Origin of the sequence: Tomitella gaofuii, from assembly GCF_014126825.1 — a bacterium.
GTDB classification, from domain to species: domain Bacteria; phylum Actinomycetota; class Actinomycetes; order Mycobacteriales; family Mycobacteriaceae; genus Tomitella; species Tomitella gaofuii.
Window position 1 is genome coordinate 4,075,113 of sequence record NZ_CP059900.1, and the last position, 26,318, is coordinate 4,101,430.

Below are 26,318 nucleotides of genomic sequence, written 5' to 3' on the forward strand. Positions count from 1 at the left end.
TCACACCCGCGCCCATGATCGGACCCGCCCCCGGCCCGCCCTTGACGCCCGGGACACACCGCAGGAGCCCGAGCTATTTCATCATCTTTCGTTATTTGATCGTTATATACCGGCGGGAAAAAGTACGTCAATTGGCGGATACTTTTCACATCCGTTCGGTCTATCGTCGTATCCGCATCGACTAACGACCGCCCCGGAGCAGACCATGAGCCCACTTTCCCCTGTCACGGCACCGGCGACCTTCCCCTCCGTTGTGCACACCGGACATCCCGACATCCACGTCGCCGACTTCACCGGTGCCGGGATCATCACCGCCCGCTTCACCGACGGGACCCCGCACACCGCACGCACACCCGCGTCCGGGCAGCCGCTGTCGGCGGCCGCGGCCGGCGACGACCTCTACTTCACGACCTGGAGCTCACCCCTGGGCGACGGCGCCCTCCGGAGGATGCCGCGCGCAGGGGGGCAGGCGGAGACCGTCGCGACCGGACTCCGCTGTCCCGTCGGAGTCGCCGCCGACGACCGCGCCGTCTACGTGGCGACCTTCTACGGCATGCTGCACGTGCTCCCCCACGCGGCGGCGCCCTTCCGGATCGACCTGACAGAACGCCTCACCAGCCCCAATGGCGTCGCATTGCACGACAGCACGCTGTACCTGGTCGACTGGGACGCCGGGTCCGTCGCCGCTCTCGACACCGGCGCGCTGACCGGCCCCGGGGCGGCGCCCGTCGTCCGCACCGTCGTCCGCCCCGGCGGCCTGACCCAACCCGGGCACATCACCGCAGGCGACGGCGCCCTCTACGTCACCCAGGCCGGCAACGCGCGGGGCCTCGACGGCACCATCGAGCGCATCGACCTGGACACGGAATCGCCGCGGCCCGAGACCCTCGCCGATCGCCTGCCGTATCCCACCGGAATCGCGCTGCACGACGGCACGCTCTACACGTCGGCGGTCGACGGCCGCTGCGTGCTGGGGATCGGCGTCGACGGCACGGTGGCCGCCGACCCGGTAATCACCGGGCTGGAGACGCCGTGGGGGCTCGCCCTCTGAGCGCCGGGGCCCGCCGGCGTTGAAGACGGGCGTTGTCCGGACACGTGTCCGGCGTCTAGGATCACTCTGCATAGAACACGTTTCACCGCCGAGGCGATCAGGCCGCCGCAGCGGTCCCGGCCTGCGACGCGCCGAAGGAGCCCCATGAGCAACCCCAGCACCGCGCCGGTCCCGGCGCAGTCCGTCACCGCGTACTCCGACGAGGTCGACGTCCTGGTGATCGGCTTCGGCATCGCCGGCGGCTCGGCCGCGGTGGGTGCCGCCGAGCGGGGCGCGAAGGTGCTGGTGCTCGAGCGCGCGGCCGAGGCCGGCGGCACCACCGCGATGGCCGGCGGCCACTTCTACCTGGGCGGCGGCACCGCGGTGCAGCGCGAGACCGGCCACGACGACTCGCCCGAAGAGATGGCCAAATACCTCATCGCCGTCTCGCGTGAGCCCGACGAGGCCAAGATCCGCGCCTACTGCGACGGCTCCGTCGCCCACTTCGACTGGATCGAGTCGCTGGGCCTGAAGTTCGAGCGCAGCTACTACCCCGAGAAGGCCGTGATCCAGCCCGGCACCGAGGGCCTGATGTTCACCGGCAACGAGAAAGTGTGGCCGTTCAAGGACCAGGCCGTCCCCGCGCCGCGCGGCCACAAGGTTCCCCAGCCGGGCGACACCGGCGGCGCGAAGATGGCCGTCGACGTGCTGCTGCGCCGCGCCGAGGAACTCGGAGTGCAGATCCGCTACGAGACCGGCGCCACCGCGCTGGTCACCGACGGCGGGCGGGTCGTCGGCGCCGCGTGGAAACGCTTCGGCGACACCGGCGCGATCAAGGCGAAGTCCGTGGTGATCGCCGCCGGCGGGTTCGTCATGAACAAGGAGATGGTGGCCGAGCACGTCCCGCAGCTGGCCAAGAAGCCGTTCACACTGGGCAGCACCTACGACGACGGCCTGGGCATCACGTTGGGCGAGTCGGTGGGCGCCGCCACCGAGCACATGGACCAGGCCTTCATCACCGCGCCCGTCTACCCGCCATCGATCCTGCTCACGGGGCTGATCGTCAACGCCGAGGGCCGGCGCTTCGTCGCCGAGGACTCGTACCACTCGCGCACCTCCGGCTTCGTCATGGACCAGCCGGGGCAGAAGGCCTTTCTCATCGTCGACGAGGCGCACATGCAGCGCCCCGAGTTCCCGCTGTGCCCGTTCATCGACGGCTGGGAGACGGTGCCGGAGATGGCGGACGCGCTGGGCGTCCCCGCGGACGCCCTCGTCGCCACGCTGGACCGCTACAACACGCACGCCGCCCGCGGTGAGGACCCCGACTTCCACAAGTCGCCCGAGTGGCTGGCGCCGCAGGACCACGGGCCGTGGGCCGCGTTCGACATGACCCTGGGCACGGCCCTGTACGCGGGGTTCACGATGGGCGGGCTGCGCACCTCCGTCGACGCGCAGGTGCTGCGCCGCGACGGCAGCGTCGTCGACGGCCTGTACGCGGCGGGAGCCTGCGCCTCGAACATCGCCCAGGACGGCAAAGGCTATGCCAGCGGCACGCAGCTGGGCGAGGGGTCGTTCTTCGGCCGGCGGGCCGGGCACCACGCCGCCGGCGTGCATGACCGGTGAGCGATTCCGCCGCCGATGCCCGGCTGCCGCAGATCGGGATAGGGGCGTGACCGTCCCCGCGCGCCCGTGAGAACCTGAAGCCGAGAGCCCCCGGCCCACCGCGTCCGAGCCCGACGCACCCCGATTAGTGAGGTTGTCAATGACCGAGACCGCCATTCCGGCTGTCGCGGGCTGGTTCACCACCGGCCCCGAGCCCGCGCTGGTGGGCACAAAGTGCACCGCGTGCGGCAACATCGCGTTCCCGCGTGAGACCACGTTCTGCAAGAACCCCGCGTGCTCGGGCGAGGACTTCGACGATGTCGAGCTCTCGCGCCGCGGCACCGTGTGGTCCTACACCGACGCCCAGTACCAGCCCCCGGAGCCGTTCATCCCCGCGACCGACCCGTACGTGCCGTTCGCGCTGGCCGCGGTCGAGCTGTCGGAGGGCCTCGTCGTGATGGGCCAGGTGGCCGACGGCTACGGCGTCGACGACCTGACGGTGGGCGCCGAGGTCGAGCTGGTGGTCGAGCCCCTCTACACCGACGACGAGGGCGTCAAGACCATCTGGCGGTGGAAGCCGGTCGGGTCCGCATCGGCAGCGAAGGAGCAGCAGGCATGAGCAAGCACGATGTCGCCATCGCGGGCGTCGGCATGCACGCGTGGGGCAAGTGGGGCCGGCCCTTCGTCGAATACGGCACGGCCGCCGCGCGGGACGCGCTCAAGGATTCCGGCATCGCCTGGGGCGACGTCGATTTCATCGTCGGCGGCGAGACCGTCCGCAACGGCTACGGCGGATACGTCGCCGGCTCCACGTTCGCACAGGCCCTGGGCTGGAACGGCGCGCGCGTGGCCACCTCGTACGCGGCCTGCGCCACCGGCGCGCAGGCGCTGGACACCGCCCGCACCCGCATCCTCGCCGGGCTGAGCGAGGTGGCGCTGGTCGTCGGCGCGGACACCACGCCCAAGGGCTTCCTCAAGCCCAACGCGGGCGAGCGCTGGGACGACCCGGACTGGCTGCGCTTCCGACTGATGGGCATGACCAACCCGGCCTACTTCGCGCTGGGCGCCCGCCGCCGCATCGACCTGTACGGGGCCACCCAGGAGGACTTCGCCGCGGTCAAGGTGAAGAACGCCAAGCACGGCCTGGCCAATCCGTACGCGCGATACCGCAAGGAGTTCTCCGTCGCCGACGTCATGGCCTCGCCGGTGGTCGCCGACCCGCTGCACCTGATGGACATCTGCGCCACCTCCGACGGCGGCGCCGCCGTGGTGCTCACGTCGGTGGAGTACGCGCAGCGTCACGGGCTCACCGGGCCGCGCATCAACGCCATCTCCACGGTCACGCCCACGTTCCCGCAGACGCAGCTGGACATGCCGTACTTCTCCTCGGAGTCCACCGCCGCCGCGCCGGCCCCGCAGTACACGCACAAGGAGTCGCTGGCCCGCGCAGCCTTCGAGGAGGCCGGGATCAGCCCGTCCGACGTGGACGTCGCCGAGGTGTACGACCTGTCGACGGCACTGGAGCTGGACTGGATCGAGGACCTGGGCCTGGTCGAGCGCGGCACCGCCGAGACGCTGGTGCGCGCCGGCGACACGTCCATCGGCGGAAAGCTGCCGGTGAACCCGTCCGGCGGGCTGGCCTGCTTCGGCGAGGCCGTTCCCGCACAGGCGCTGGCACAGGTGTGCGAGCTGACCTGGCAGCTGCGCGGGCAGGCCGAGGGCCGCCAGGTGGAGGGCGCCCGCGTGGGCATCACCGCCAACCAGGGGCTGTTCGGCCACGGATCGTCGGTGATCCTCAGCGCGTAGCACCCCGCCGCACGATGAGCGCGTGCCTTCGGTTCCCCGCCCGGAACCGAAGGCACGCGCTCACTCGTCGGCAGACCGAAGCCCCGTCACGCCTCCACGGTGCGCATCATCCGGTAGCCCACGCCGAACAGCACCGCGCCGAGCACCGCGGGCACGGCCAGCAGGAGCACCGCGATCGGCGTGTCGACGAAGAAGCGCCCGACGGCAGGCCAGCCGCGTTGCCACGTGATGAGCAGCGCCGCCACGGCCGCCGCGAAGGCCAGGATCAGGGCCGCGGTGAAGAGGCCGTTGGCCCGCCACTTGAGGTAGATCACGCCGGCGAACACGCCCAGCGCGGCGAATGCCATCGTCACGAGCACCACGGAGAGGAACACGAGTGCGGGACTTCCGGTGAGGCGGTACACCACCGAGAGCACTTCGAGGTGCACGCTGTAGCCGTCGGTGGCCCGTTCGACCTGCGCGAAGACCAGCACCAGCACACCGTTGACGACGCCGGTGCACAGGGACGTCAACGCCGTGCCGAGGTAGAAGTCGCGCCGCGTCACGCCCAGCCCCATCGCGAACGGGAAGTGCTGCGTGGTGATGGACGCGAACATGGCCAGCGAGAAGAAGAACAGCGTCGATCCGACCCCGTTGAACCCCTCGTCCGGAATTTCCACGCCCTGCGAGCGGATGATGGCGAGGATCGCCGCGTGCGCCCACGTCACCACGAGGACGATCGCCCACGGCATGGCGAACAGCATCCACTGGCGGCTGTTCATGCGGGTCACCGCCCACGCCCGCGCGAGTGCGACGTTGCGCACGCCCGCCACCGCGTCCGGTCGGTCCATCGTCGCTTCCTGCATGTTCATCGTCTTCCGCCCCGTCCCGTGGGTGTCCACCCCGTCGTCCGGCCTGGTTCCCGCTGTCCTGGTTCCGATGCTCTCGATCCCCGAGTTCATGACGCCTGCCGTCCTTCCGTGCCGGTGGCCCCGATCATCAATTGCTGCAGCGACGCCGGCGCGATGTCGACTCCCCGTTCCCGCGCCCGGGCCAGGTCGTCCTCGGTGAAGTCGCCCTGCAGAGTGACGCGCGCCTGCGTGCCCAGGGTTTCGCGTCGCAGCTCCGTACGCCCCGCCGCGAGGCGGTCGATGTGGGCGGTTCCGCCCGTCGCGACAACCGCGCTGCGCCGCAGGTTCTCGGCGCAGTCGTCGATGAGCACCCGGCCGCCGTCGATGAGCACCACGTGCTCGAGCAGGTTGGCGACCTCATCCACCAGGTGTGTCGACAGCACGATGGTGCGCGGGTGGGCGGTGTAGTCGGCCAGCAGCTCGTCGTAGAACATCTGACGCGCGACCACGTCGAGGCCCAGGTACGGCTCGTCGAACAGCGTCACCGGCGCCCGCGACGCCAGCCCGATGATGATGCCGAGCATCGAGTGCATGCCGCGGGAGAGCTTCTTCACCCGGCGCCCCGTGGGCAGCTCGAACCTGCCCAGAAGCGTGTCGGCGAAGCCCTGGTCCCAGTGCGGCAGCAGGTCCGCGGCGGCGGCCAGCACGTGCTTGACCTTGAACTCGTCCGGGTAGCACTGGCTTTCCTTGACGAAGCACATCGACGACATCGCCTCGCGGTCCTCGAACGGCGCGCGCCCGTACACGTCGACCGTGCCGGAGGACGGCATCGCGTGGCCTGTGATGATCTGCATCGCGGTGGTCTTGCCAGCACCGTTGCGGCCGAGCACGCCGCAGATCGTGTTCTGCTGCACGGCGAAGGAGACGTCGTCCAGGGCGGTGACGTCGCGGTAGGTCTTTCCCAGGCCTGCCACGCTGATCGCTGCGGTCATGACTGCTCCTCGGTGGTTGCGGATTGGGCGGCGGCGACGGCGTCGCGTGCGGTGTCGCCCTTGTCGAGCTGCGTTACGAGCCGGGCGATGTCGGCCGGGGAGATACCGAGCTTGCGGGCCTCCTCGACCGCCGGCGCGAGGTAGCGGGCGACGAAATCCTCGCGACGGCGGAACCGGAGCTTCTCGCGCGCCCCGGGACTGACGAACATGCCGATACCGCGGCGCTTGTACACGGTGCCGTCGGCGACGAGCGTGCCCAGCCCCTTCGCGGCCGTCGCCGGGTTGATGCGATGGAACAGCGCGAGTTCGTTGCTGGAGGGCACCTGCGCGTCCTCCTCGAGCGATCCGTCGATGATCGCGTTCTCGATCTGCTCGGCGATCTGCTGGAAGATCGGCTTGTCCGACGTCAGCATGTCCCCGCTCCCGTGCTCCCACCGCGGCCCGGCGGCCCCGACGCGCGGGTGCACCTTCCAGGTCGGGCCATCGGTTCATTACTCATGTAATGAACCATAGCGCTAGTGGACCAGCGGGGCAAGGGGCTCGGCGCGTCCCGGGTGGACAACTCAATGAAGCGCCGCTCACATCAGGTATTGCCTGTGGCGCAGAGCACCGTTAACCTGAACCTGCGCTCACCTTCAATCACGGGTCGCCCGCGTACCCGTTCACTCTTCCGATGGAGGGATTCCCGGTGCATACACCCACGCCACCCCCGGCCCGCGCAGTGATCCCCCGACGCGACGTCGCCCTACTCGTCATCGTCGCCGCAGTGTTCGTCGCCGCCATCCTGCCGCCCGTGTCCTCGAAGGCGATCGTCGACGTGTCACTGACGGCATGGCTTCTCTGGGGCCTGATGTTCCTGGCACCCGCGGGAGGACTGCTCGCAGTTCTCAGCACCCCACGTTCGGATACCGAGGCCGAAACGGACAGCAGCAGTACGGATGCCGCAGTGGAGGATCGCCCGTGACACTCACCATCGTGCTCATCTACTTCGCCGCCGTGGCCGCGATCGGCATCGTCGGATACTTCAAGGTGCGCGGCTCCACCGACCAGTACTTCGTCGCCGGGCGCGGAGTCGGCACCTTCGCCAACTCCTGGGCGTTCCTCGCCACACTCGCCAGCGGCGGATCCGTCATGGCGGCATTGGGAACCGGCCTCGCTCTCGGCTACCCCTACGGCGCGGCCCTGGTCGCCGGCGCGCCCGTCGGATTCGTCGTCGCCTCGGTGCTGGTCGCGCGGCACCTACGATCGATCGGCAAGTACACGGTGCCCGACTTCTTCGCCGCGCGGTTCGGCAGCCGGACCCTCGCCTGGTTCACACCGATCGTCATCATCGTCGCCAGCGTGGCCTACATCGTCGCCCAGCTCAAAGGCGCCAGCATCGTCGCGTCGCATCTTCTGGGCTGGGACACCGACATCGCCCTGTGGGCCGTGGGCATCGTCTTCGTCCTGTACGTCTCCCTCGGCGGCTTCCTCTCTGTCACATGGAACGACATCTTCCAGGGCATCCTCATGTTCGCGATGGTGATCGGCTTCGGCATCACCGCGTTCGCCTCCGTCGACGATTTCGGGGCGAGTTTCACCAATCTGACGCAGTCCTTCCCCGAAATCGGACACCTGACGCCCGCCGTGCCGCTGGTCTCGATCATCGGCGGCTTCCTCACCTGGGCCACGGCCATCTCGGTGACGCCGCACGTGATCATGCGGGTGTACTCGGCGCGCAACGTCCGTTCCGCGCGTCTGTCGTTGAACTGGGCGATGCTGATCTTCGCCGTGATGATGATCATCATCTCGCTCGTGCTCACTCCCGTCGCCGCCGAATTGATCGCCGACGCCGGGGAACTCGACGCGGACGCCGTCCTGCTGACCCTCGCGGACCGGGTGCTCAACTCCTTCGGCCAGGGAGTGGTCACCGCAGCGATCCTTGCCGCGATCATGTCCACCACCGCAGGCCTGCTCATGGCCTGCAACTCCGCTGTGGCACACGACATCTACAAGAAGCTGCTGCGCCCGGACGCGTCCGAGAAGGCGGTCGTGCGCGTCGCGACCGTCGCCACCTGGATCATCGGCCTGGTCTGCATCCTGCTCACGCTCAACCCGCCCGAGTTCCTCGTCGTCCTCTACACGGCCGCTGTCGCGCTGCTCGCGTCTTCGTTCTTCGCGCCGATGGTGCTGGGCATCTGGTGGCGCCGTACCACGACGCAGGGCGCGGTCGCCGGGGTCCTTTGCGGCGCCATAGTTTTCGCCGTGCTGTTCGGCGCTCTGGACATGCCCGACTCTTCGCAGATCCTCGTCAGCTTGCCGGTCTCGTTCCTCGCGACGATCGGCGTCAGCCTGGCGACCGGCTCTCCACGCCGGTCGGACCCCGGCGAGGAGACGCATCGCGCCACCGCTGACGCGCGCGCATGACGACGTAGCAGGCCGCACGCCCCGCACCATCCCACGCCCATCGAGGAGGCCCCGCCCATGCCCGTCCGTTCCGCCGCCGAGTCGGCCGACACGCTCGAATCCGCCCTGGCTCGCGTCCAAGCGCTGCAACAGAAGAACTGGCCTTCCGAGGTGCCGCGCAGCGTCGACTATCCCGCGGGCACCGACGGCGTGGTCGACTACTTGCGGCACTGGGCCGCAGTGAAGCCCGACCACCCCGCGATCGTCTTCTATGGACGCACCGTCACCTACGCCGAGCTCGACGAGCTCACAGACCGCTTCGCCGGCTGGCTCGCCACGGTGGGCGCGCAACCGGGGGACCGCGTGGGCGTGCATCTGCCCAACTGCCCCCAGTTCACGGTGGCCATGATGGGTATTCTCAAGGCTGGCGCGGTGCACGTGCCGGTCAATCCGCTGTTCCGCGAACATGAACTGCGCCACGAGCTCATCGACGCGGGTGTCACAGTGCTGCTCACTGGGGACACCTCCGCGCCCCTGGTCGAGAAGGTACGCGCCGACACCCCGGTGCGGCACGTGGCGACGACAAACCTCGCGGACATGCTCGACGCTGCTCCGGTGCCTGCGGCTCCGTTCCCTCACCCGTCGCCGGAAGACTCGGACTGGGACGTCATCGTCGGTGCGAACCGAGCGCCCGCACGGCCTACCGACCCGCACGTGCTCGCCGCGCTCAACTACACCGGCGGCACCACCGGGCTGCCCAAGGGGTGCGAACACACTCAGTGGCACATGCTCTACACCGCCGCGACCGCTGCCGTGGGCGACGGAATGCAGCCGGGCACGAAGGATCTACGCGTCGTGTCCTTCCTCCCGGTGTTCTGGATCGCCGGGGAAGACCTGGGGATCCTGTGCCCGCTGGTCAACGGCGGCACAGCGATCCTGCTGACCCGCTGGGACGCCGACGCGGTGCTGGAAGTGGCCGCGCGCCACGGCGCCACCGACATGGTGGGCACCGTCGACAACTACCTGGAGCTGCTGGAGCACCCTGGGTTCGACGGGGCGGCGCTCGCCGGGCTCACCAACCCCAAAGCCGTCTCGTTCGTCACCAAGCTCAGCCCCGAGATCCGTGCCCGCTGGCGCGACGCGACCGGGCAGACGCTGCGCGAGGCCTCCTACGGGATGACAGAGACCCACACCGTGGACACGTTCACGCTGGGCTTCCAGGACGACGACGCCGACTTGCACAGCGAGCCGGTGTTCTGCGGACTGCCGATGCCCGGCACCGACATCGTCCTCGTCGACGGGGACGGCCGGCCGGTGCCCATCGGCGAGGAAGGCGAGATCCTGCTGCGCAGCCCGTCCGTGCTCACCGGGTACTTCGGCCGCCCCGACGCCACCGCCGACGCGATCGTCGACGGCTGGCTGCACACCGGGGACGTCGGCCGCTTCGACGAGCGCGGGGCCCTGCATTACCTGGCCCGCGCCAAGGAGATGATCAAGATCAACGGCATGTCGGTGTTCCCCGCCGAGGTGGAAGCGCTGTTGCTGATGCATCCCGACGTGGAGTCCGCCGCGGTGGTGCCGCGCCCCGACGCCCGCCGCGGGCAGGTCCCCGCCGCCTTCGTGACCCTGGCCCCCGGCGCACAACTCACCCCGGACGATGCCGGCGCGGCCGGGCTGCGCGCCTGGGCAGCGGAGAACATGGCCGGCTACAAGGTGCCTGAGGTGACCGTCCTCGACGCGCTGCCCATGACCGCCACCGGCAAGGTGCGCAAGGGCGACCTCTTCGAGCGAGTGCAGAAGGAATCCTGAATGAGCATGCACGAAGCAACACACGCCGCCCCGGCCACGGTGCTGGTGGCCAACCGCGGCGAGATCGCGGTGCGGGTGATCCGCACGGCCCGGGAACTGGGCCTGCGCACCGTGGCCGTCTACGCAGCCGACGACGCCGCCTCGCCGCACGCGTCCGCCGCCGACGAAGCCGTCGCGCTGGACGCTGCCGGCCCCACCGCCTACCTCGACCGGGAGGCGTTGGCGCGCATCGGCGGCCGCCTCGCCGCTGCGGGACGCACCGTGCTGGTACACCCGGGGTACGGGTTCCTCAGCGAGGACGCCGCCTTCGCCCGCGCGTGCGCCGACGCGGGCCTCGTCTTCGTCGGCCCCGCCCCGGACGCGCTGGAACGCTGCGGGGACAAGACGGCGGCGCGCGCGCTCGCCGAGGCGGTGGGTGTCCCCGTGCTTCCGGCCACCTCGGGCGACGGCGGACTCGACGAGGCGGTCGCCTTCGCCCGCGGACGCTCCGCGCTCATGATCAAAGCGCGGGCCGGTGGCGGCGGGCGCGGAATGCGCGAGGTCCACGCTCCTGGCCCCGGCCAGCCCCTCGACCCCGACGCGGTCACCGCCGCCTTCCGCGCCTGCAGCGCCGAGGCGCAGGCCGGATTCGGCGACGGCGCCGTGTTCGCCGAGGAGCTCCTCGCCGACCCGCGGCATGTCGAGGTGCAGATCGTCGGCGACGGATCGGCCGTCCGCGCCGTCGGCGATCGGGACTGCTCGGTGCAGCGCCGGCACCAGAAGCTCATCGAGATCGCCCCCGCCCCCGACCTTTCTGCACAGTTGCGCGCCGAGCTGCACGAGTGTGCGGCGCGGCTGGGCGCCGCGGTGGGCTACCGGGGCGCCGGCACCGTGGAGTTCCTCGTCTTCGGCGACGGATACGTGTTCCTGGAGATCAACCCCCGGTTGCAGGTGGAGCACACCGTCACCGAGGAGGTCACCGGCATCGACCTGGTGGCCGCGCAATTGCGCATCGCGTGCGGCGCGACGCTCGCGGAAACGGCGCTGCCCCACGGAATCAGCGCGCTCGCCGACGGGACGGCCGACGGAGAGCCCACAGCGGCCTCGGGCACCGCGCTGCAGGCGCGCGTGAACATGGAGACGACGGCGGCGGACGGCACGACGACGCCGACCGGGGGCACGCTCACCGCATTCTCCCCGCCCTCCGGCCCCGGCGTGCGGGTGGACACCTTCGCCCGGCCCGGCCTCACTCCGAGCCTGCGCTACGACCCGCTGCTCGCGAAGGTGATCGTGCACGCCCGCGACGGCGGCCTGCCGGTGGCCGCGCGCAAGGCGGAGCGCGCGCTGGCGGAATTCGGCGTGACGGGTGTCGGCACCAACATCCCGCTGCTCCGCGCGATCCTCGCCGACGACGAGTTCGCCGGCGGCGCACCAGTGTCCACCTCCTACCTGCCGCGGCGGCTGCCGGAACTGCTCGCGGACGCCCCGGCCGCGGACAACCCCCTCGGCGGCGACGTCGACACGGCGGGGGAAGCCCGGACCCCCGCCGTGCCCGACGCCGAGGTGGGTCCCGGCGAGATCGCGCTCACCGCGCCCATGACGGGGACCGTCATCTCCGCCGTCGCCCCGGGTACGGCGGTCGACGCGGGGACGGAGGTGCTGCTGCTGGAGGCGATGAAGATGCACCACGGCGTCAACGCGCCCCGGGGCGGCACCGTCATCCGGACGCTCGTCGCGCCGGGTCGCACGGTGGTCGCCGGGCAGCCGCTGGCGGTGCTCGCCGCAGATCTGGCCGCCGCCGCAGATGTGGACGGCGCGGAGGGCGCCGTCGACCTGGACCGCGAGCGTGCCGACCTGGCGCTCATCCGCGAGCGGCACGCGCGCACCCTCGACGGGGCGCGGCCTGAGGCGATGGCGAAGCTCGAAGCCCGCGGCCGGCGCAGCGCCCGCGATAACATCGCCGATCTCGTCGACAAGGGCAGCTTCACCGAGTACGGCGCCCTGGCGCTGGCCGCGCAGCGCTCGCGGCGCAGCGAGGAGGACCTCATCGCCCGCACCCCCGCCGACGGCATGGTGTGCGGCATTGCCACCGTGGGCGCGGACAGGCTCGGCCGGGCCGCCGCCGAGACCGCGGTGCTCTCCTACGACTACACCGTCCTCGCCGGTACACAGGGAAGGCAGAACCACGCCAAGACGGACCGGGTCATCGCGGTGGCGTCGCGACGCCGGATTCCACTGGTGCTCTTCGCCGAGGGCGGCGGCGGCCGGCCCGGGGACACCGACGCGGGCGGGGCCGCCGGCCTCGAACTCACCACATTCCGTGCCCTCGCGGCGCTGAGCGGCCGGGTGCCGCTCATCGCCGTCGTCTCCGGGCGCTGCTTCGCCGGCAACGCCGCGCTGGCCGGGGTCTGCGACGTGCTCATCGCCACGCCGGACGCGAACATCGGTATGGGCGGCCCGGCGATGATCGAGGGCGGCGGGCTCGGGACGGTCCGCCCGGAGGAGATCGGGCCCGTCGACGTGCAACGGCGCGGCGGGGTGATCCACCTGTCCGCCCGCGACGAAGAGCACGCGGTGGCGCTGGCGCGGCAGTACCTGTCGTACTTCCAAGGGCCGGTGGATGACTGGGAGGCGCCGGATCCGCGGCGCGCCCGCCACGCGGTGCCCGAAGACCGGCTGCGCGCCTACGACGTGCGCACGGTGCTGGACGCGATCGCCGACGCGGGCAGCGTGCTCGAGCTGCGGCGCGACTACGGGCACGGCGCCGTCACCGCGCTCCTGCGCGTCGAGGGCGTCCCCTACGGGGTCATCGGCAACAGCGGCACGCACCTGGGCGGGGCGATCGACGCCGAGGCGGCCGACAAGTTCACCGAGTTCCTCACCCTGTGCCAGGCGCATGGCCTGCCCGTCGTCTCTCTGTGCGACACGCCCGGATTCATGGTGGGCCCCGCGTCCGAGGAGGAGGCGACGGTGCGCCGTTTCGGCCGGATGTTCATCGCCGGCGCTCGGCTGACAGTCCCGTTCGGCACCGTGATCCTGCGCAAGGGGTACGGGCTGGGCGCGATGGCCATGGCCGGCGGCTCGTTCCACGCCCCGCAATTCACCGTGGCCTGGCCGACGGGCGAGATCGGGCCGATGGGCCTGGAGGGCGCGGTGCACCTGGGGTTCCGCAAGGAACTCGAAGCCGAACCGGACCCGCAGGCCCGTCAGGCGCTGTTCGACTCGCTGCTCGCCGAGGCCTACGCGCGCGGCCGGGCCCTCAACGCGGCGACGACCTTCGAGATCGACGACGTCATCGACCCGGCCGACACGCGCGCATGGATCCGCACGCTCGCCACCGGGTAGGACAGGACGAGACAGGACGACACGGGCCCGCACCCCAATGTGGGTGCGGGCCCGTGCGCGGGGGTTCCCGCTGCTTCGCCCGTGCTATTTCACCTCGGAGCGCATGATGGCGCGCACACCGATGGCCAGCGGGATCACCAGCCAGATCACCCCGGAGACCGCCAGCGTGGCCCAGGACTCGGCGGGCGCGTTCTCGTACATACGGTTGAGCGAGTAGTTGAAGTCCACCCACGGCTGCAGGTCCGCGAACCAGTCCTGCGCTCCGGCGAGCGCGCCGAAGATCGTCGGGACCACGAACGAGTACACGAAGTACCCGACGATGGCGGCCGGCGAGTTGCGGATGAGCACGCCCAGCATGAAGCCGATCATCAGCCCCAGCACGTTGATGAGGACGATGCGCGCCACGTCCGCGACGGTGACGTTCCAGGTCATGTCCGCGCCCCGGATCAGCGAACCGATCACGTTGCCGAGGGCGCCGATGGCGAGCGCCAGCAGCATCGACACGGCGCCGACCACCACCGAGGTGATGGCCTTCGCACCGATGATGCGCCCGCGGTGCGGCACCAGCGTGAAGGTGGTCAGACCCGTGCGCTGGCTCCACTCGCTGGTGACCGAGAGGATGGCCATGACCGGCAGCAGCACGGCCATGGGCACGCCGATCGCGGTGGCGAACGCGCCGTAGTTGAGGTCGGCGCCGTCGATGAACGCGATCACGGCGATCGTCGCGACCAGCGCGAGCACGCCGATGCTGACCATCAGCCAGAAGCCGGAGCGGGTGTCGAACATCTTGCGCGCCTCGACCTTGACGAGCCGGCTCATCGGAACCGGCGGCGCGCTGCGGTCGATGGTGATGGCGGGCGTCCCGGCGGCGCCCACGGTTCCTGCGGTGGTGCTCATGCCTGTGCTCCTACGGTAGGCGCGGACACGGCGGCGGGCGCGCTGCCCTCGCGCTGCGATTCGGTGGTGAGCTGCAGGAACATCTCCTCCAGCCCGGCGGACTCGGCGGGGCGCAGTTCGATCAGGGGGATGCCCGCCGCTGCGGCCACCTTGCCCACCTGTTCGGGCGCCGCCTCGGTGGTGAGGCCGCCGCCGGAGCGCGGCGCGGACGTGATGCCCGCAGCTCTGAGCGCCACAGCCAGTGCGGTGTCGTCGCCGGCCTTCACCAGCGCACCCGACGCCTGCAGCAGCTCCTCCTTGGTGCCCTGCGCGATGATCTTCCCCTGGCCGATGACGATGATCTCGTCGGCGATGACCTCGATCTCGTGCAGAAGGTGCGACGAGAGCAGCACCGTGCCGCCCCGGTCCGCGTAGCCGCGCAGCAGGGTGCGCATCCAGTGGATGCCGGCCGGGTCGAGGCCGTTGGCCGGTTCGTCCAGGATGAGGATCTGCGGGTCGCCCAGCAGCGCGTTGGCGATGCCGAGGCGCTGGCGCATGCCCAGCGAGTAGTTGCGCACGCGGCGCTTGGACTCTTCGGGGGTGAGGCTGACCAGGTGCAGCATCTCGTCCACCCGCGACATGGGCAGCCCCATCGTCATGGCGCTGAGCGTGAGGATCTCGCGGCCGGTGCGCCCGGCATGCTGCGCCGAGGCGTCGAGCAGCACGCCCACCTGCGTCCCCGGGTTGGGCACGCTGCCGAACTCGACGCCCGACACCGTGGCCGAACCGCTGCCGGCCGGGGTGAGCCCGGCGATGATGCGCATCGTCGTGGATTTGCCGGCGCCGTTCGGCCCCAGAAAGCCGGTGACCATGCCCGGCTTGCAGGTGAACGAGACGTCGTCGACGGCGGTGAAAGCCCCGTACGTCTTCGTAAGGTGTTCAACGGTGATCATGGTGCCCACTCTGCCGCGCGCGGGCACCCGCGCACATCGGTCCACAGCCTGATTCTGCGCAGCCGAAAGTATGAGACAGTTCAGGGGGAAGTAGGGGTTGTCCCCCGGGTCACCTCTCCCGGAGGCAGCGCTACCGGGGGCTCATCAGTCGACCATCGTGCCGACGAACGGCAGGATCACCCCGCACGGAACCGTCCGCGGATGCGCCGGGTCGAGCGCGTTGAGCACGAACGCCACTGTACGGGGCGACGCACCGATTCCGTCGTGCTCCGAATAGTCGGTATTGCAGCCGTCCTGCACCACTATGTTCGTGACCTGCTGCCCCGGAACCAGCCCGCTCGAGTAGTCGATGCCCCAGTTGTAGCGGGTCACGATGTTGGTGTACTCCACCCCCGGCGCGTAGGGGGTCCCTCCCGCGTTCAGCGCCTCGATGACGTCGCTGCCAGTCATGACCTGCATGAAATACGGCATCTGGTCGTACACGGCTGCGCGCCACTGCGGAGGTATCCGATCCGCGTACCGTGCCGCCACGTCGCCGCCCGCCCCCTGCCACGTCGGCGCCAGGGAGACGATCTCGTGCACGCTGTCCGCCCCGTTCAGGACATTCGCGTAGTAGCCGGCGACGAGAGTCCCCTCGGCGTGCCCGAGCAGGTCCACCGTGCCGTCGCCGATGCCGGCCGCCGCCGCGCGCCGCGTGCCGGGCGCTTCCAGCACGCCGTCGACGAAGTCCGCCAGCTCGCCGGCGCTCACGGCGATCGGCGCCGTGCCGCCCAGCGGCTGCCCGTTGGATGCGAACCCCTTGCCCGGAACCACGCCGTACGTCACTGCGTACACGCAGTAGCCCTCGTTGGCGAGGGCCGGCACGAACGTCGCCCAATTGGACTGCCGCGTGGCGCCGAGGTCGTGCAGAAGGATCACCGGACGCGGGTGGTCCTGCGTCGGCGCGCAGTCGTAGTCGTTGGAACCGGGCAGCGAGCCCCCCCGGATTCGCCAGCTCCGCCGCGACGCCCGCATAGAAGTTGTCCGGCACCGGCAACGGCGCCGCCACAGCGGGCGCGCCTGCACCGAACACCGACGCCGACACTCCGAGCGCTCCTATGCAGGCGCCGGCGAACCCCGTCCAGCAGGCACGCCATGCTCTCGCCGCCGCGAATGACTCGCCCCTACTCCACAACTTTCTCCCCCTTGGCGTTCTCCCCATCGGCTGAATTTATCGCGGCGGGGCACGATGCGAACCGGTTCGGCGGAATCGGCCACCCCTGTTCCCCGCCTCGAACCCGCGTCCCCGCCCCCGGCGCGCAATAATCGACGGTGTCGGCACCCACGCGTCGGCCCCGATGTGTCAGGTGAGGAGGCCCCTTGCTGGTCTACGTGCTCGCGCTCCTCACGGCCGTGGCCAATGCGTCCGCGTCGGTGCTGCAGCGCGCCGCCAACCGCAAGCGGCCCGCCGACGAACTGTTCCATCCGCGTCTGATCATCCGGGTGCTGCGCGAGCCGCTGTGGTTCGCCGGCATCGCCGCGCTGATCATCAGCTTCTTCCTGCTCGCCGGGGCGCTGGGCAGCGGCCCGATCTCCATCGTCGAACCATTGGTGGTGCTCACGCTGCCGTTGACGCTGGTGATCGCCGACATCACGTTCGGGCGGCACACCCGGCCCGCCGAGTGGGGCGCCGCAGCGGCCATCACCGTGGGCCTGGTGGGCGTGCTGTTCTTCCTCGCCCCCGAGGCCGGCCCCGGCGCGCTGATCCCCGTCGCCACCTGGGCCTGGGGCCTGGGCGCCGCCGCGGCGTGCATCGCCGTGCTCGTGGTGCTTGCCGCCCGCGCCGCCGTCGGGTCGATGGTCCGGCCGGCGCTGCTGGGCGTGGCCACGGGCATCGGTTTCGGCACCAACGCGGCACTGATCAAGGCGATGACGGCCGCGCTCGAACGCGGCGGCTGGGCGGGGCTGGCCACCACATGGCAGACCTACGGCGTCGTCGTGTGCGGCGCGTTGGCGTTCTTCCTGCTGCAGGCGGCGCTGGGGTCCGGCCCGCTCATCGCCGCGCAGCCCGGGCTCACCGGCGCAGAGCCGATCGTGTCGATCCTGTGGGGCACGATCGTCTTCGGCGAGCAGGTGCGCGGAGGCCTGTTCTACATCGGCACCGGTGTCTCGGCCGCGATCATGGCCGCCGGCATCATCGCACTCACCCGGGCGTTCGCGGCGGCCGTCGAGCCGGAGGGAATCGCCGCCGCGGTCTCGGACGACCGTTTCGCGACGCGCCGCCTGCACTCCGCGCCCAACCCGCACGGCGCCTTCGGGTTGGGCGACGACCTCTTCCGCGACGACGACCTGCTACCGGACCACCAGCAGTTCCCCGATGCCGACCTCGCGGCGGACGACGAGCACGCGCCCGCGGTCCGCCCCGTCGGCGGAGACGAGGAGCCACGCGGGGTCCGGCGCGGCGCGGCCGGACGGCACCGGCCGGAACTCGAGCCGGACTGACCGCGCGGGGCCCGCACAGTGCTCGTCTACGTGCTCGCGATCCTCACCGCCGCGGTCAACGCGGCCGCATCGGTGCTCCAGCGCGCCGCCAACCGCAAGCGCCCCGCCGACGAACTGTTCCATCCGCGGTTGATCGCCCGCATCCTGCGCGAGCCGATGTGGTTCGCGGGGCTGGCGGCGATGATCGCCAGCTTCGTTCTCATGGCGGCGGCCCTGGCCAGCGGGCCGATCGTCGTCGTCGAACCGCTGCTCATGCTGGACCTGCCGTTCACCCTGGTCATCGCGCGGGCGTTCTTCGGCCGCCGCACCCGGGCCGGCGAATGGCGGGCGGTCGCCGCGATCACCGTCGGCCTGGCCGCGCTGCTGTTCCTCCTGGCCCCGTCGGGCGGCGACGCGGCGCATGTGCCCGGCGCGCACCTGGCTGATCGGGCTCGGCGCGTCCGCCGGGCTCATCGCCGTGTTCGCCGTGCTCGGCGGCCGCGCCCCCGTCGGTTCCCTGGCCCGGCCCGCGCTGCTGAGCCTGGCCGCCGGCACCGGCTTCGGCGTGACGACCGTGCTCACCAAGGCGTTCACCACCGACCTCGTCGACGGGGGCCTGGCCGGGGCCTTCGCCACATGGCACGTCTACGGGCTGCTGGCGGCGGGAGCGCTCGCGTTCTTCCTGCTGCAGGTCACCTTCGGCTCCGGCCCGCTCATCGCCGCCCAGCCGGGCCTGACGGGCACCGAGCCGGTGGTGGCGATGGTCTGGGGCGTGGTCGTGTTCGGCGAGCAGGTGCGCGGCGGCTGGTACGCGACGCTCGCCGTGCCGGCGGTGGCGCTCATCGCGGCCGGGGTCGCGGTGCTGGGCCGGTCGTTCGCCGCCGCCGGGTCGCGCGACTGATCACGCCCCGGCCGCGTGCTCGCCGAGCGGCCCGACGCGCAGCCCCTGTGCGCGGCAGGCGCCGACGATGCGAGGCAACGCCGCCAGCGTCGCCCGCCAGGAGTCCGGCTGCGCGTAGGTGTCGGTGTCGTGCAGCAGGACCGTGGCGCCGCCGCGCAGCCCGGGTTCCACCACGCGCAGCACGTCGCCGGCGGTGACGCCCGCCGTCCAGTCCTTCGCCCACGCCGACCACAGCACCGGGGTCAGGCGGGCGCGCCGCGCGGCCAGCGCCCCCTGCCCGGTGAGCACCCCGTAGGGCGGGCGGTACCAGCGCGGCGGGCGGCCCGTCACACCGTGATCAGGTCGCGGGCCGCCCGCAGTTCGGCGCCGACGGGGCCGGGCCGCAGCAGCTGGTTGCGGTGGCGCCACCCGTGGCAGGCGATCTCGTGGCCTCGTTCCGCCGCCGCGCGCGCCACCCGCGGATGGCTGCGCACCTGTTCGCCGACACAGAAGAACGTGGCGCGCACGCCCACCCGGTCGAGCGCGTCGAGGAAGTACGGAGTGGACGCCGCGTCGGGGCCGTCGTCGAAGGTCAGCGCCAGGTGGTCGGCGGCGCCGGGCCCGCACAGCGACGGCGCGCACACCCTGCGCACCGGAGGCAGCCACGTGCCCGCGGGCAGGATGTGCGCGGCCGCCGCCGTGCTGAGTCCGGCGCCGAGCATCCGCCGGACGCCCCGCGCTCCGGCCATGCGCCCCATACCCGAAGCCTAGGCTGGAAGGCATGCAGGGGCAGCGGATTCTGCTGGTCTCGGCGGGCATGGGCGCCGGGCACGACCAGTGCGCCCGCGAGCTGGCCCGCCGTTTCGCCGAGCGCGGCGCCGAGGTCCGCGTCGTCGACCTGCTCGCCCTGCTTCCGCTGCGCCTGGGGCCCGCGCTGCGCGGGTTCTACGGCGGGATGCTCGCGCACGCGCCGTGGCTGTATTCGGTGATCTACCGGGTGTTCATGGCGACGATGGGGGCGCCGGGGCCCGGCCGGCAGCGGCACGGCCGCCACGGTCGCGCCCGCTCGCCCGGCTGGGCGCCCGCGCGCTCGCACCGGTCGTGCGCGATTTCGCGCCCACCGCCGTCGTCTCCACGTTCCACCTGGCCGGCCAGGCGGTGGGCGAGCTGCGCCGCCGCGGCGTCACCGACGCGCCGTCGATCGTCGTGATCACCGAGATGGTGGCGCACGCGATGTGGCTCGGCGGCGGGGCCGACCTGTACTGCTGCATCTCGGAGCCCATCGCCCGGCGGGTGCGCACGGCGACGGGGGCGGACGCGATCGGCCCCGGTCCCCTCGTCGACCCGCGGTTCCGTCGCGATCCAGACGCGCGCCGGACCGCCCTCGCGGCCGGGGATGACGCCACCGTGCTGGTCTCCACCGGGTCGTGGGGCATGGGCGACATCCTCGAGACTGTGGCTGCCCTGGCCGCCGCCCCCGGGGTCCGGCCGGTGGCGCTGTGCGGGCGCAACGCGCGGCTGCGCCGACGGGTCGCCGCCGTTCCGGGCGCGACGGCGCTGGGCTGGCGCGACGACATGCCCGCGCTGCTCGCCGGCGCGGCGGTCGTCGTCGACAACGCGGGCGGGTCGATGTGCATGGAGGCCCTCGCCGCGGGCGTCCCCGTCGTCGAATACCGCCCCATCGCCGGCCACGGCGTGCCGGTGGCGCGCGCCCTCGTCGGGCACGGCCTGGTCACGGGTGTCGCCGACGCGGCCGCGCTGGTCCGGGCGGTCGACGTCCTGCGCCGGCCCGGACCGCGCCGCTCCGTCCAGGTCGAGCACGGCTCCGCGCTGTTCCACGCCGACCCCGCCGCGGAGATCGCCCGGTGGCTGGAGCAGCACCGCGGCTGACGGCCGCGCCACCCCTGCGTCCGGCGGTCCGCGCATGCACGATTGACTGACACTCACAGTTACGTATACCGTTCGTTCTACTTCGTCGCGTGCATCCGCCGCGACGACGCCGAACCCCGAGGAGACGGGCATGAGCGTCCTCACCGCACCCCGGAGCACGCCGCCGCACGGTGGCGCACCGTCGGAGACGACGAGCCTCCCGCGCCGCGCCGCGATCCTCGTCGTCGTCTGCCTGGCCGAGCTGCTGGTGCTGCTCGACAACACCGTCGTCAACGTCGCCCTGCCGTCGATGGGGGTGAGCCTCGGAGCCGACTTCGCCGGCCTACAGTGGATCGTCGACGCCTACACGCTCACCTTCGCCGGATTCCTGCTGGCCTGCGGGCACCTCGGCGACAGGTATGGCCGGCGCCGGGTGATGATGATCGGCCTGGCCGGGGTGGCGGTGATGTCGGTCGGCGGCGCGCTGGCGACCGGCGTCGGCATGGTCGTCGCCGCGCGCGCCGCGATGGGCGTGTTCGCCGCCGCCGTGTTCCCCGCGACCCTGGCGATACTCACCGCCACGTTCACGTCGCCGAAGGCGCGCGGCGCGGCGATCGCCGTGTGGACGGCCATGGCCGGGTTCGCCGTCGCCATCGGCCCCACGGCGGGCGGGTGGCTGCTCGAACACTTCTCGTGGCACTCGGTGTTCTGGATGAACGTGCCCATCGCGCTCGCCGTCCTCGCCGCGGCGGCGCTGGTGCTTCCCGAGTCGCGGACCCAGGCGCACGGGCGGCTCGACGTGCCCGGGCTCGTCCTGTCGCTCGCGGGCATCGCCACCCTCGTGTGGTCGATCATCGAGGGCCCGCGCAACGGCTGGCTCTCGCCGATCACACTGGGCGCCCTGGCCGGCGCGGTGGCGCTGCTCGCGGCGTTCGTGTGGCGCGAGATCCGCGCGCAGAACCCGGTCTTCGACGTCACGCTGTTCCGCAACCGCCGGTTCTCGCTGCCCGCGCTGTCGATCACCGTCGCCTATTTCTCGATGTTCGGGTTCCTGTTCCTCATCACCCAGTACTTCCAGGGCATCCAGGAGTACTCGCCGCTGGAGTTCGGCATCCGCTCGCTGCCGTTCGCGGCGGCGGTGCTCATCGCCGCGCCCGCCGCGACCATGCTGGCCCTGCGCATCGGCACCACCGCCGTGCTCATCGGCGGGTTCGTCCTCCTCGCCGCCGGCATGGGGCTCGCCGGGCAGGTCACCGTCGACTCGCCCTACGCCGGCATCGTGCTCATCTCGATGATCCTCATGGGCCTGGGACTGGCCGTGGTCCAGGGCCCGGCCACCGAGTCGGTCATGGCGTCGGTGACCGCCGACGAAGCGGGCGCCGGATCCGCCGTCAACGACACCACCCGCGAGATCGGCGGCGCGCTGGGCGTCGCGGTGCTCGGATCCATCGTCGCGTCCACCTACACCGCCACAGTGACACCGCTGGTGGACCGGATCCCGGACACCATGATGGACCCGCAGCAGAAGGAGTACGCCCGGCAGTCGGTCCTGACCGTCCTGGAGATCCGGCAGCACGACGTGCCGTCGCTGTTCTCCGGCACCAAAGACCAGCTGATCCTCACCATGAAGTCCGCCGCGCTGGACGGATTCCAGATCGCCTCCTACGCCACCGTGGGTCTGGCGGTGCTGTGCGCGATCGTCGTCGCCGTGCTGTTGCCGTGGCGGCGCCCCGAGGGCGGCTCCGTCCTGCTCGGCTGGATGGCCGCCCCGTCCCCCGATGCGGACGCCGGCGGCGTGCCGGACGCGCCGGCCGAGACCGAGGGCGGCGTGCACACCGCCGATACCGGCGCGCCACGGCCGGACCTGGAACGATCGGACCCATGACGGAATCCGTACGTGAGCGCCTGATCGGCAGCACCGTCGAGCTCATGCAGCGGCATGGTGTGGCGGGCACGTCGATCTCGGAGCTCCTCACACACAGCGGCGTCTCCCGCCGATCCGTCTACCTGCACTTTCCCGGCGGCAAAAACGAACTGATCGCCGCATCGGTGTCCGAGTCCGGCGACGCGATGGCGTCGATGATCGAGGAGCTCGTCGCAAGCATGCCGCCCGGCGACGCCCTGAGCGCGTTCATCGGTTTCTGGAAGAAACTGCTCGAGGGCTCGAGCTTCATCGCGGGCTGTCCCATCGCCGCCGCCGCATACGGGGGGCAGGACGCACCCGAGGCACGTGCGCAGGCCGACGCGGTGTTCTCGCACTGGCGCCGGCTCATCGCACCCCGTCTCGCCGCGCACGGCATGGACGCGGCGGCGGCCGCCGCGATGGCGACCACCGTCGTCGCGGCAGTCGAGGGCGCGGTGATGCTGTGCCTCGCGGCGCGCGACACCGCCCCGCTCGACCACGTCCATACGCAGCTCACCACGCTGCTGGCGGCGCAGACCGGCTGACGGACCCCCCGTTCCCGTCGCCACCGCCTACTCTTGCCTCGTGGATCCCGCCGACTACCAGCCGCCCCTCACCGTGTGGGGGCACGTCTGGCGGACCCTGCTGGCGATGGCGATCGCCGGGGCCGCCTGGTCGGCGATAGCCGGATGGCAGTGGGACCACGCGCGGTGGTGGTTCTTCCTCGACCTCGGCCTGGGGTTGGGGTTGATCGTCCTCAGCTTCGCCCGCCGCCGGTTCCCGGTTTCCGTCGCCGCGGTCACCGCCGTGCTCTCCGCCGCCTCCGCGTCCGCCGGCGGGGCGGCGACGCTCACGCTCGCATCCTTGTCCACCCGACGCCGGTGGCGCGAGATCCTGCCGGTCGCCGTGCTGTCGCTCGCCGCCGCGATCGTCGTGGAATACGCGGACCCCACCTCTGTGGACGACTGGCGCGTCATCGTCCCCCTGTCTGTCGCCTTCGTCGGCATCACCGTGGCCTTCGGCCTGTACATCGGCTCGCGCCGCGAACTGCTCGCCACCCTCCGCGAGCGGGCCGAGCGCGCCGAGACGGAGCAGTCGCTGCGCGTGCGCCAGGCCCGCATCGCCGAGCGGGCGCGGATCGCCCGCGAGATGCACGACGTTCTGGCCCACCGGATCTCCCTGCTCACCCTGCATGCGGGCGCGCTGGCCTACCGGGAGGACCTCGACTCGCACGAGGTGCGCAAGGCGGCGGGCATCATCCAGGACACCTCGCACCAGGCGCTCGTCGAGCTGCGCGAGGTGCTGGGCGTGCTGCGGGAGGGCCCCGGCGACGCACTCCCCGAGCTGCCGCAGCCCGACGCCGACGACCTGCCGGAGCTCATCGCGGAGGCGCGTGCCGCCGGGCTGCGCATCCACTACGAGGACGCACACTGGCCCAGCGCCATCCCCATCGCGACCGGGCGCACGCTCTACCGGATCGCCCAGGAGGGGATCACCAACGCCCGCAAGCACGCCCGCGACACCCTCGTCACCGTCGTGCTCACCGGGTCCCCGCGCGACGGGCTCACCCTTCGGCTGGACAATCCGCTGCGCGTCGGCACCGATCCGCACCGGGCGCCCGAGTCGGGCCTGGGCCTGGTGGGCATCGCCGAGCGCGTCGAGCTGGCCGGCGGGCGCCTGACGCACTCGGTCACCCCCGCACGGCGCTTCGTCCTCGAAGCCTGGCTACCGTGGCCGTCATGACGATCCGCGTGCTCATCGCCGACGACGACGCCCTGGTGCGGGCCGGGCTCGCGATGATCCTGGGCGGGGTGGGTGACCTGGCCGTGGTGGGCGAAGCCGACGACGGCGCCCACGCCTGCCGGGTCATCGAGGAATCCGCGGCCGGCGCCGAGCCCGTGGATGTGGTGCTCATGGACATCCGCATGCCGGTGCTCGACGGGATCTCCGCCACCGCGCGCATCGCGACGATGCCGCGGCCGCCGAAGGTGATCGTGCTGACCACCTTCGACGCCGACGACTACGTGGTGCGCGCCCTCGCCGCCGGCGCGCACGGATTCCTGCTCAAGGACACCGCGCCGCCCGCGATCGTCGACGCGGTGCGCAAGGTGCACGTCGGCGAGCCGATGCTCTCACCCACCGTCACCGCCCGGCTGATCCGACAGGTCGCCGACTCCGCACCCGACGGCCGTGCGCTGGCGGCCCGTGAACGGGCCGCCGCGCTCACCGGCCGGGAGCGGGACGTCGCGATCGCCGTGGGGCACGGACACTCCAACGCAGAGATCGCCGAGAACCTGCACATGAGCCTGGCCACGGTGAAGGCGCACATCGCGCACTGCTTCACCAAGCTGGAGGCCACCAACCGGGTGCAGGTGGCCATCACCATGCACGACGCGGGGCTGTTGTAGCGGGCGGTGTCGCGGCGGGGTTGTCGTGGCGGGGTTGTCGTGGCGGGGTTGTCGTGGCGGGGTTGTCGCGGCGGGGTTGTCGCGGCGGGGTTGTCGCGGCGGGGTTGTCGCGGCGGGCCCTCGCCCTCGCCGAGTGGGGCGTTCCTCGGTGCTCCACCGTCGGTCGAGCACCGATAAACGCCCCACTCGGCGTCGAGCCAGGAACCAAAGACCGACCGCGAGCCGGCGGGGGTCGGGATCAGCCGCGGTCGGCCTGCACGAACTGGGCGAATCCGCGCATCTGCTGTGTGATCCGCGTACAACCGGCATCGCGCAGCAGACCGGTGATCTCATCGCGGCCGAAAAGCCGCACCCCGCCCACGCGACGCCCGCCCCAGGCGCGGTGCACCGCCCCCGGCAGCCGGGCGCAGGAAGTCATCACGCACAAGCGCCCTCCCGGTGCGAGCACGCGCACCATCTCCGCAAGTACCCGCTCCGGCTCGTCCACCAGATACAGCGCCGCGTAGCAGCACACCGCATCGAACTCCGCGTCCGCGAACGGCAGCCGGGCCGCGTCGCCGCGCACGTAGCCCACACGCGGGCCCGCATTGTGGTCGACCGCCTGCTCGAGCATCGCCGCCGACATGTCGATGCCCACCACGAGCCCACCGGCGCCCAGCAGATCCGCGAACCGTCCGCTGAAGTTGCCGGGCCCGCAGGCGACGTCCAGGACCGTCTGCGACCCGCCCACCCGGAGGTCGCGCACCGCCTTGTCGATCTCGCTGCGCATCGTCATGCCGGCGGCCAGCAGAGGAAGCGCCCCCTGACGCCACGGGCCCTCGTAGATTCGCGAGACGAAGCCGCTGTTCATAGCGACCGAGGCCACCGTCCGGCGCTGCGGGGCCGGGCCCGGGCCGAGCGTGTCCAGGTAGCCACGATCCGTCGGCGCCGCCCCGTCCGGGAGCACCAGCATCGCCTCGATACGGGCCGCAGGCATGGGTGCAGTGCCCGGGGTGTTCGTCATGAATGCCTCCCCTGAGTGCCGGTCGGCGCAGAAATCGTCGGCCCGCCGGTATCGCGCCGATCCTCCACCGCGGCCGGGCGCAGTGAACGCGAGGCCCCCGGCGACGAAACCGGCATGGCCGATCACCGCGACAGTCTAAGCGCGTTCGGCGTGAATGCAGACGAGAAACTGCGCCTGCCACCGGTCGA

General features: G+C 71.7%; 26 protein-coding genes. 16 read left to right on the forward strand and 10 right to left on the reverse strand.

Annotated elements, in window-relative coordinates; translation table 11 throughout:
- The first annotated feature begins 205 nt into the window (after window positions 1–205).
- The 4 genes from H4F70_RS18830 to H4F70_RS18845 all read left to right on the forward strand — a co-directional run bounded on the left by H4F70_RS18830 (window position 206) and on the right by H4F70_RS18845 (window position 4,438).
- On the forward strand, window positions 206–1,051 hold the full coding sequence (locus H4F70_RS18830) for an NHL repeat-containing protein (protein ID WP_182358332.1): 846 nt from the start codon (window positions 206–208) through the stop codon (window positions 1,049–1,051).
- A gap of 144 nt (window positions 1,052–1,195) precedes the next feature.
- Window positions 1,196–2,653 (forward strand): FAD-binding protein, encoded by a 1,458-nt coding sequence (locus H4F70_RS18835; protein WP_182358333.1) that lies wholly within the window; start codon window positions 1,196–1,198, stop codon window positions 2,651–2,653.
- 139 nt (window positions 2,654–2,792) lie between these two features.
- Complete coding sequence (locus H4F70_RS18840; RefSeq protein ID WP_182346283.1) at window positions 2,793–3,251, forward strand: Zn-ribbon domain-containing OB-fold protein; 459 nt, start codon at window positions 2,793–2,795, stop codon at window positions 3,249–3,251.
- Entirely contained in the window at window positions 3,248–4,438 is a 1,191-nt protein-coding gene (locus tag H4F70_RS18845) for a lipid-transfer protein (RefSeq protein ID WP_182358334.1), read from the forward strand. The genes H4F70_RS18840 and H4F70_RS18845 overlap by 4 nt, the downstream gene beginning before the upstream one ends.
- Window positions 4,439–4,524: 86 nt before the next feature.
- Here H4F70_RS18845 and H4F70_RS18850 read toward each other — a convergent pair whose 3' ends face one another.
- From H4F70_RS18850 to H4F70_RS18860, 3 genes are read right to left on the reverse strand one after another with little or no spacing between them, the layout of a single operon-like run.
- Window positions 4,525–5,379 carry a hypothetical protein gene (locus tag H4F70_RS18850; RefSeq protein ID WP_182358335.1) on the reverse strand — a complete coding sequence of 285 codons (855 nt, stop codon included), beginning with the start codon at window positions 5,377–5,379 and terminating at the stop codon, window positions 4,525–4,527.
- Window positions 5,376–6,260 (reverse strand): ABC transporter ATP-binding protein, encoded by an 885-nt coding sequence (locus H4F70_RS18855; protein ID WP_182358336.1) that lies wholly within the window; start codon window positions 6,258–6,260, stop codon window positions 5,376–5,378. Before H4F70_RS18855 ends, H4F70_RS18850 begins: the two co-directional genes overlap by 4 nt.
- Window positions 6,257–6,673 carry a GntR family transcriptional regulator gene (locus tag H4F70_RS18860; protein WP_182346279.1) on the reverse strand — a complete coding sequence of 139 codons (417 nt, stop codon included), beginning with the start codon at window positions 6,671–6,673 and terminating at the stop codon, window positions 6,257–6,259. Before H4F70_RS18860 ends, H4F70_RS18855 begins: the two co-directional genes overlap by 4 nt.
- A 275-nt stretch (window positions 6,674–6,948) precedes the next feature.
- On the opposite strand from H4F70_RS18860, the gene H4F70_RS18865 reads away from it, so the two are divergent.
- Genes H4F70_RS18865 through H4F70_RS18880 form a run of 4 tightly spaced genes read left to right on the forward strand, consistent with a single transcriptional unit; the run spans window position 6,949 to window position 13,778 of the window.
- Window positions 6,949–7,224, forward strand: coding sequence for a hypothetical protein (locus H4F70_RS18865; protein ID WP_182358337.1), 276 nt, complete (start codon window positions 6,949–6,951; stop codon window positions 7,222–7,224).
- A complete protein-coding gene (locus H4F70_RS18870; RefSeq protein ID WP_182358338.1) occupies window positions 7,221–8,666 on the forward strand; it encodes a sodium:solute symporter family protein in 1,446 nt (481 codons plus the stop codon). The genes H4F70_RS18865 and H4F70_RS18870 overlap by 4 nt, the downstream gene beginning before the upstream one ends.
- A 57-nt stretch (window positions 8,667–8,723) precedes the next feature.
- Window positions 8,724–10,454, forward strand: coding sequence for an AMP-binding protein (locus H4F70_RS18875; RefSeq protein WP_182358339.1), 1,731 nt, complete (start codon window positions 8,724–8,726; stop codon window positions 10,452–10,454).
- A complete protein-coding gene (locus H4F70_RS18880; RefSeq protein WP_235681215.1) occupies window positions 10,455–13,778 on the forward strand; it encodes an acetyl-CoA carboxylase family protein in 3,324 nt (1,107 codons plus the stop codon).
- A gap of 84 nt (window positions 13,779–13,862) precedes the next feature.
- Here H4F70_RS18880 and H4F70_RS18885 read toward each other — a convergent pair whose 3' ends face one another.
- From H4F70_RS18885 to H4F70_RS18895, 3 genes are all read right to left on the reverse strand, one after another.
- Window positions 13,863–14,675: an ABC transporter permease gene (locus H4F70_RS18885; protein WP_182358340.1), complete on the reverse strand. Its 813-nt coding sequence runs from the start codon at window positions 14,673–14,675 to the stop codon at window positions 13,863–13,865.
- On the reverse strand, window positions 14,672–15,607 hold the full coding sequence (locus H4F70_RS18890; protein WP_182358341.1) for an ABC transporter ATP-binding protein: 936 nt from the start codon (window positions 15,605–15,607) through the stop codon (window positions 14,672–14,674). The genes H4F70_RS18885 and H4F70_RS18890 overlap by 4 nt, the downstream gene beginning before the upstream one ends.
- 144 nt (window positions 15,608–15,751) lie before the next feature.
- A complete protein-coding gene (locus tag H4F70_RS18895) occupies window positions 15,752–16,525 on the reverse strand; it encodes an esterase/lipase family protein (RefSeq protein WP_235681216.1) in 774 nt (257 codons plus the stop codon).
- 441 nt (window positions 16,526–16,966) lie between these two features.
- Here H4F70_RS18895 and H4F70_RS18900 point away from each other — a divergent pair, with 441 nt between their 5' ends.
- The gene (locus H4F70_RS18900) at window positions 16,967–18,088 is read left to right on the forward strand and encodes a DMT family transporter (protein WP_182358342.1); all 1,122 of its coding nucleotides are present in this window, start codon (window positions 16,967–16,969) and stop codon (window positions 18,086–18,088) included.
- Between the two features lie 26 nt (window positions 18,089–18,114).
- On the opposite strand, the gene H4F70_RS18905 is transcribed toward H4F70_RS18900, so the two are convergent.
- The gene (locus tag H4F70_RS18905) at window positions 18,115–18,369 is read right to left on the reverse strand and encodes a hypothetical protein (RefSeq protein ID WP_182358343.1); all 255 of its coding nucleotides are present in this window, start codon (window positions 18,367–18,369) and stop codon (window positions 18,115–18,117) included.
- A 119-nt stretch (window positions 18,370–18,488) separates the two neighbouring features.
- On the opposite strand from H4F70_RS18905, the gene H4F70_RS18910 reads away from it, so the two are divergent.
- A complete protein-coding gene (locus H4F70_RS18910; RefSeq protein ID WP_182358344.1) occupies window positions 18,489–18,968 on the forward strand; it encodes a DMT family transporter in 480 nt (159 codons plus the stop codon).
- Here H4F70_RS18910 and H4F70_RS20285 read toward each other — a convergent pair whose 3' ends face one another.
- Window positions 18,969–19,298 (reverse strand): polysaccharide deacetylase family protein, encoded by a 330-nt coding sequence (locus tag H4F70_RS20285; protein ID WP_220471734.1) that lies wholly within the window; start codon window positions 19,296–19,298, stop codon window positions 18,969–18,971.
- A complete protein-coding gene (locus tag H4F70_RS20290) occupies window positions 19,295–19,705 on the reverse strand; it encodes a polysaccharide deacetylase family protein (RefSeq protein ID WP_220471735.1) in 411 nt (136 codons plus the stop codon). Before H4F70_RS20290 ends, H4F70_RS20285 begins: the two co-directional genes overlap by 4 nt.
- A gap of 23 nt (window positions 19,706–19,728) precedes the next feature.
- Between H4F70_RS20290 and H4F70_RS18920 the strand changes: the two genes are divergently transcribed.
- The 6 genes from H4F70_RS18920 to H4F70_RS18945 all read left to right on the forward strand — a co-directional run bounded on the left by H4F70_RS18920 (window position 19,729) and on the right by H4F70_RS18945 (window position 25,127).
- Window positions 19,729–20,157: a hypothetical protein gene (locus tag H4F70_RS18920; protein WP_182358345.1), complete on the forward strand. Its 429-nt coding sequence runs from the start codon at window positions 19,729–19,731 to the stop codon at window positions 20,155–20,157.
- A complete protein-coding gene (locus tag H4F70_RS18925; RefSeq protein WP_182358346.1) occupies window positions 20,049–20,837 on the forward strand; it encodes a glycosyltransferase family protein in 789 nt (262 codons plus the stop codon). The genes H4F70_RS18920 and H4F70_RS18925 overlap by 109 nt, the downstream gene beginning before the upstream one ends.
- A gap of 130 nt (window positions 20,838–20,967) precedes the next feature.
- A complete protein-coding gene (locus H4F70_RS18930) occupies window positions 20,968–22,701 on the forward strand; it encodes an MFS transporter (RefSeq protein ID WP_182358347.1) in 1,734 nt (577 codons plus the stop codon).
- Window positions 22,698–23,264, forward strand: coding sequence for a TetR/AcrR family transcriptional regulator (locus tag H4F70_RS18935; RefSeq protein ID WP_182358348.1), 567 nt, complete (start codon window positions 22,698–22,700; stop codon window positions 23,262–23,264). The genes H4F70_RS18930 and H4F70_RS18935 overlap by 4 nt, the downstream gene beginning before the upstream one ends.
- 40 nt (window positions 23,265–23,304) lie before the next feature.
- Window positions 23,305–24,462: a sensor histidine kinase gene (locus tag H4F70_RS18940; protein ID WP_235681217.1), complete on the forward strand. Its 1,158-nt coding sequence runs from the start codon at window positions 23,305–23,307 to the stop codon at window positions 24,460–24,462.
- The gene (locus H4F70_RS18945) at window positions 24,459–25,127 is read left to right on the forward strand and encodes a response regulator transcription factor (RefSeq protein WP_182358349.1); all 669 of its coding nucleotides are present in this window, start codon (window positions 24,459–24,461) and stop codon (window positions 25,125–25,127) included. The genes H4F70_RS18940 and H4F70_RS18945 overlap by 4 nt, the downstream gene beginning before the upstream one ends.
- A gap of 238 nt (window positions 25,128–25,365) precedes the next feature.
- Here the strand turns inward: H4F70_RS18945 and H4F70_RS18950 are convergent, their stop codons facing one another.
- The gene (locus H4F70_RS18950) at window positions 25,366–26,130 is read right to left on the reverse strand and encodes a class I SAM-dependent methyltransferase (protein ID WP_182358350.1); all 765 of its coding nucleotides are present in this window, start codon (window positions 26,128–26,130) and stop codon (window positions 25,366–25,368) included.
- Window positions 26,131–26,318 lie beyond the last annotated feature (188 nt).

Excerpts from the sequence above, each read along its gene's own strand:
- H4F70_RS18830 (WP_182358332.1), top strand. The coding sequence starts at position 206 with ATGAGCCCACTTTCCCCTGTCACGGCACCGGCGACCTTCCCCTCCGTT.
- H4F70_RS18835 (WP_182358333.1), top strand. The coding sequence starts at position 1,196 with ATGAGCAACCCCAGCACCGCGCCGGTCCCGGCGCAGTCCGTCACCGCG.
- H4F70_RS18840 (WP_182346283.1), top strand. The coding sequence starts at position 2,793 with ATGACCGAGACCGCCATTCCGGCTGTCGCGGGCTGGTTCACCACCGGC.
- H4F70_RS18845 (WP_182358334.1), top strand. The coding sequence starts at position 3,248 with ATGAGCAAGCACGATGTCGCCATCGCGGGCGTCGGCATGCACGCGTGG.
- H4F70_RS18850 (WP_182358335.1), bottom strand. The coding sequence starts at position 5,379 with ATGAACTCGGGGATCGAGAGCATCGGAACCAGGACAGCGGGAACCAGG.
- H4F70_RS18855 (WP_182358336.1), bottom strand. The coding sequence starts at position 6,260 with ATGACCGCAGCGATCAGCGTGGCAGGCCTGGGAAAGACCTACCGCGAC.
- H4F70_RS18860 (WP_182346279.1), bottom strand. The coding sequence starts at position 6,673 with ATGCTGACGTCGGACAAGCCGATCTTCCAGCAGATCGCCGAGCAGATC.
- H4F70_RS18875 (WP_182358339.1), top strand. The coding sequence starts at position 8,724 with ATGCCCGTCCGTTCCGCCGCCGAGTCGGCCGACACGCTCGAATCCGCC.
- H4F70_RS18880 (WP_235681215.1), top strand. The coding sequence starts at position 10,455 with ATGAGCATGCACGAAGCAACACACGCCGCCCCGGCCACGGTGCTGGTG.
- H4F70_RS18885 (WP_182358340.1), bottom strand. The coding sequence starts at position 14,675 with ATGAGCACCACCGCAGGAACCGTGGGCGCCGCCGGGACGCCCGCCATC.
- H4F70_RS18890 (WP_182358341.1), bottom strand. The coding sequence starts at position 15,607 with ATGATCACCGTTGAACACCTTACGAAGACGTACGGGGCTTTCACCGCC.
- H4F70_RS18905 (WP_182358343.1), bottom strand. The coding sequence starts at position 18,369 with ATGACCAGGGTGAACGGCAGGTCCAGCATGAGCAGCGGTTCGACGACG.
- H4F70_RS18910 (WP_182358344.1), top strand. The coding sequence starts at position 18,489 with ATGTGCCCGGCGCGCACCTGGCTGATCGGGCTCGGCGCGTCCGCCGGG.
- H4F70_RS20290 (WP_220471735.1), bottom strand. The coding sequence starts at position 19,705 with ATGGGGCGCATGGCCGGAGCGCGGGGCGTCCGGCGGATGCTCGGCGCC.
- H4F70_RS18920 (WP_182358345.1), top strand. The coding sequence starts at position 19,729 with ATGCAGGGGCAGCGGATTCTGCTGGTCTCGGCGGGCATGGGCGCCGGG.
- H4F70_RS18930 (WP_182358347.1), top strand. The coding sequence starts at position 20,968 with ATGAGCGTCCTCACCGCACCCCGGAGCACGCCGCCGCACGGTGGCGCA.
- H4F70_RS18935 (WP_182358348.1), top strand. The coding sequence starts at position 22,698 with ATGACGGAATCCGTACGTGAGCGCCTGATCGGCAGCACCGTCGAGCTC.
- H4F70_RS18945 (WP_182358349.1), top strand. The coding sequence starts at position 24,459 with ATGACGATCCGCGTGCTCATCGCCGACGACGACGCCCTGGTGCGGGCC.
- H4F70_RS18950 (WP_182358350.1), bottom strand. The coding sequence starts at position 26,130 with ATGACGAACACCCCGGGCACTGCACCCATGCCTGCGGCCCGTATCGAG.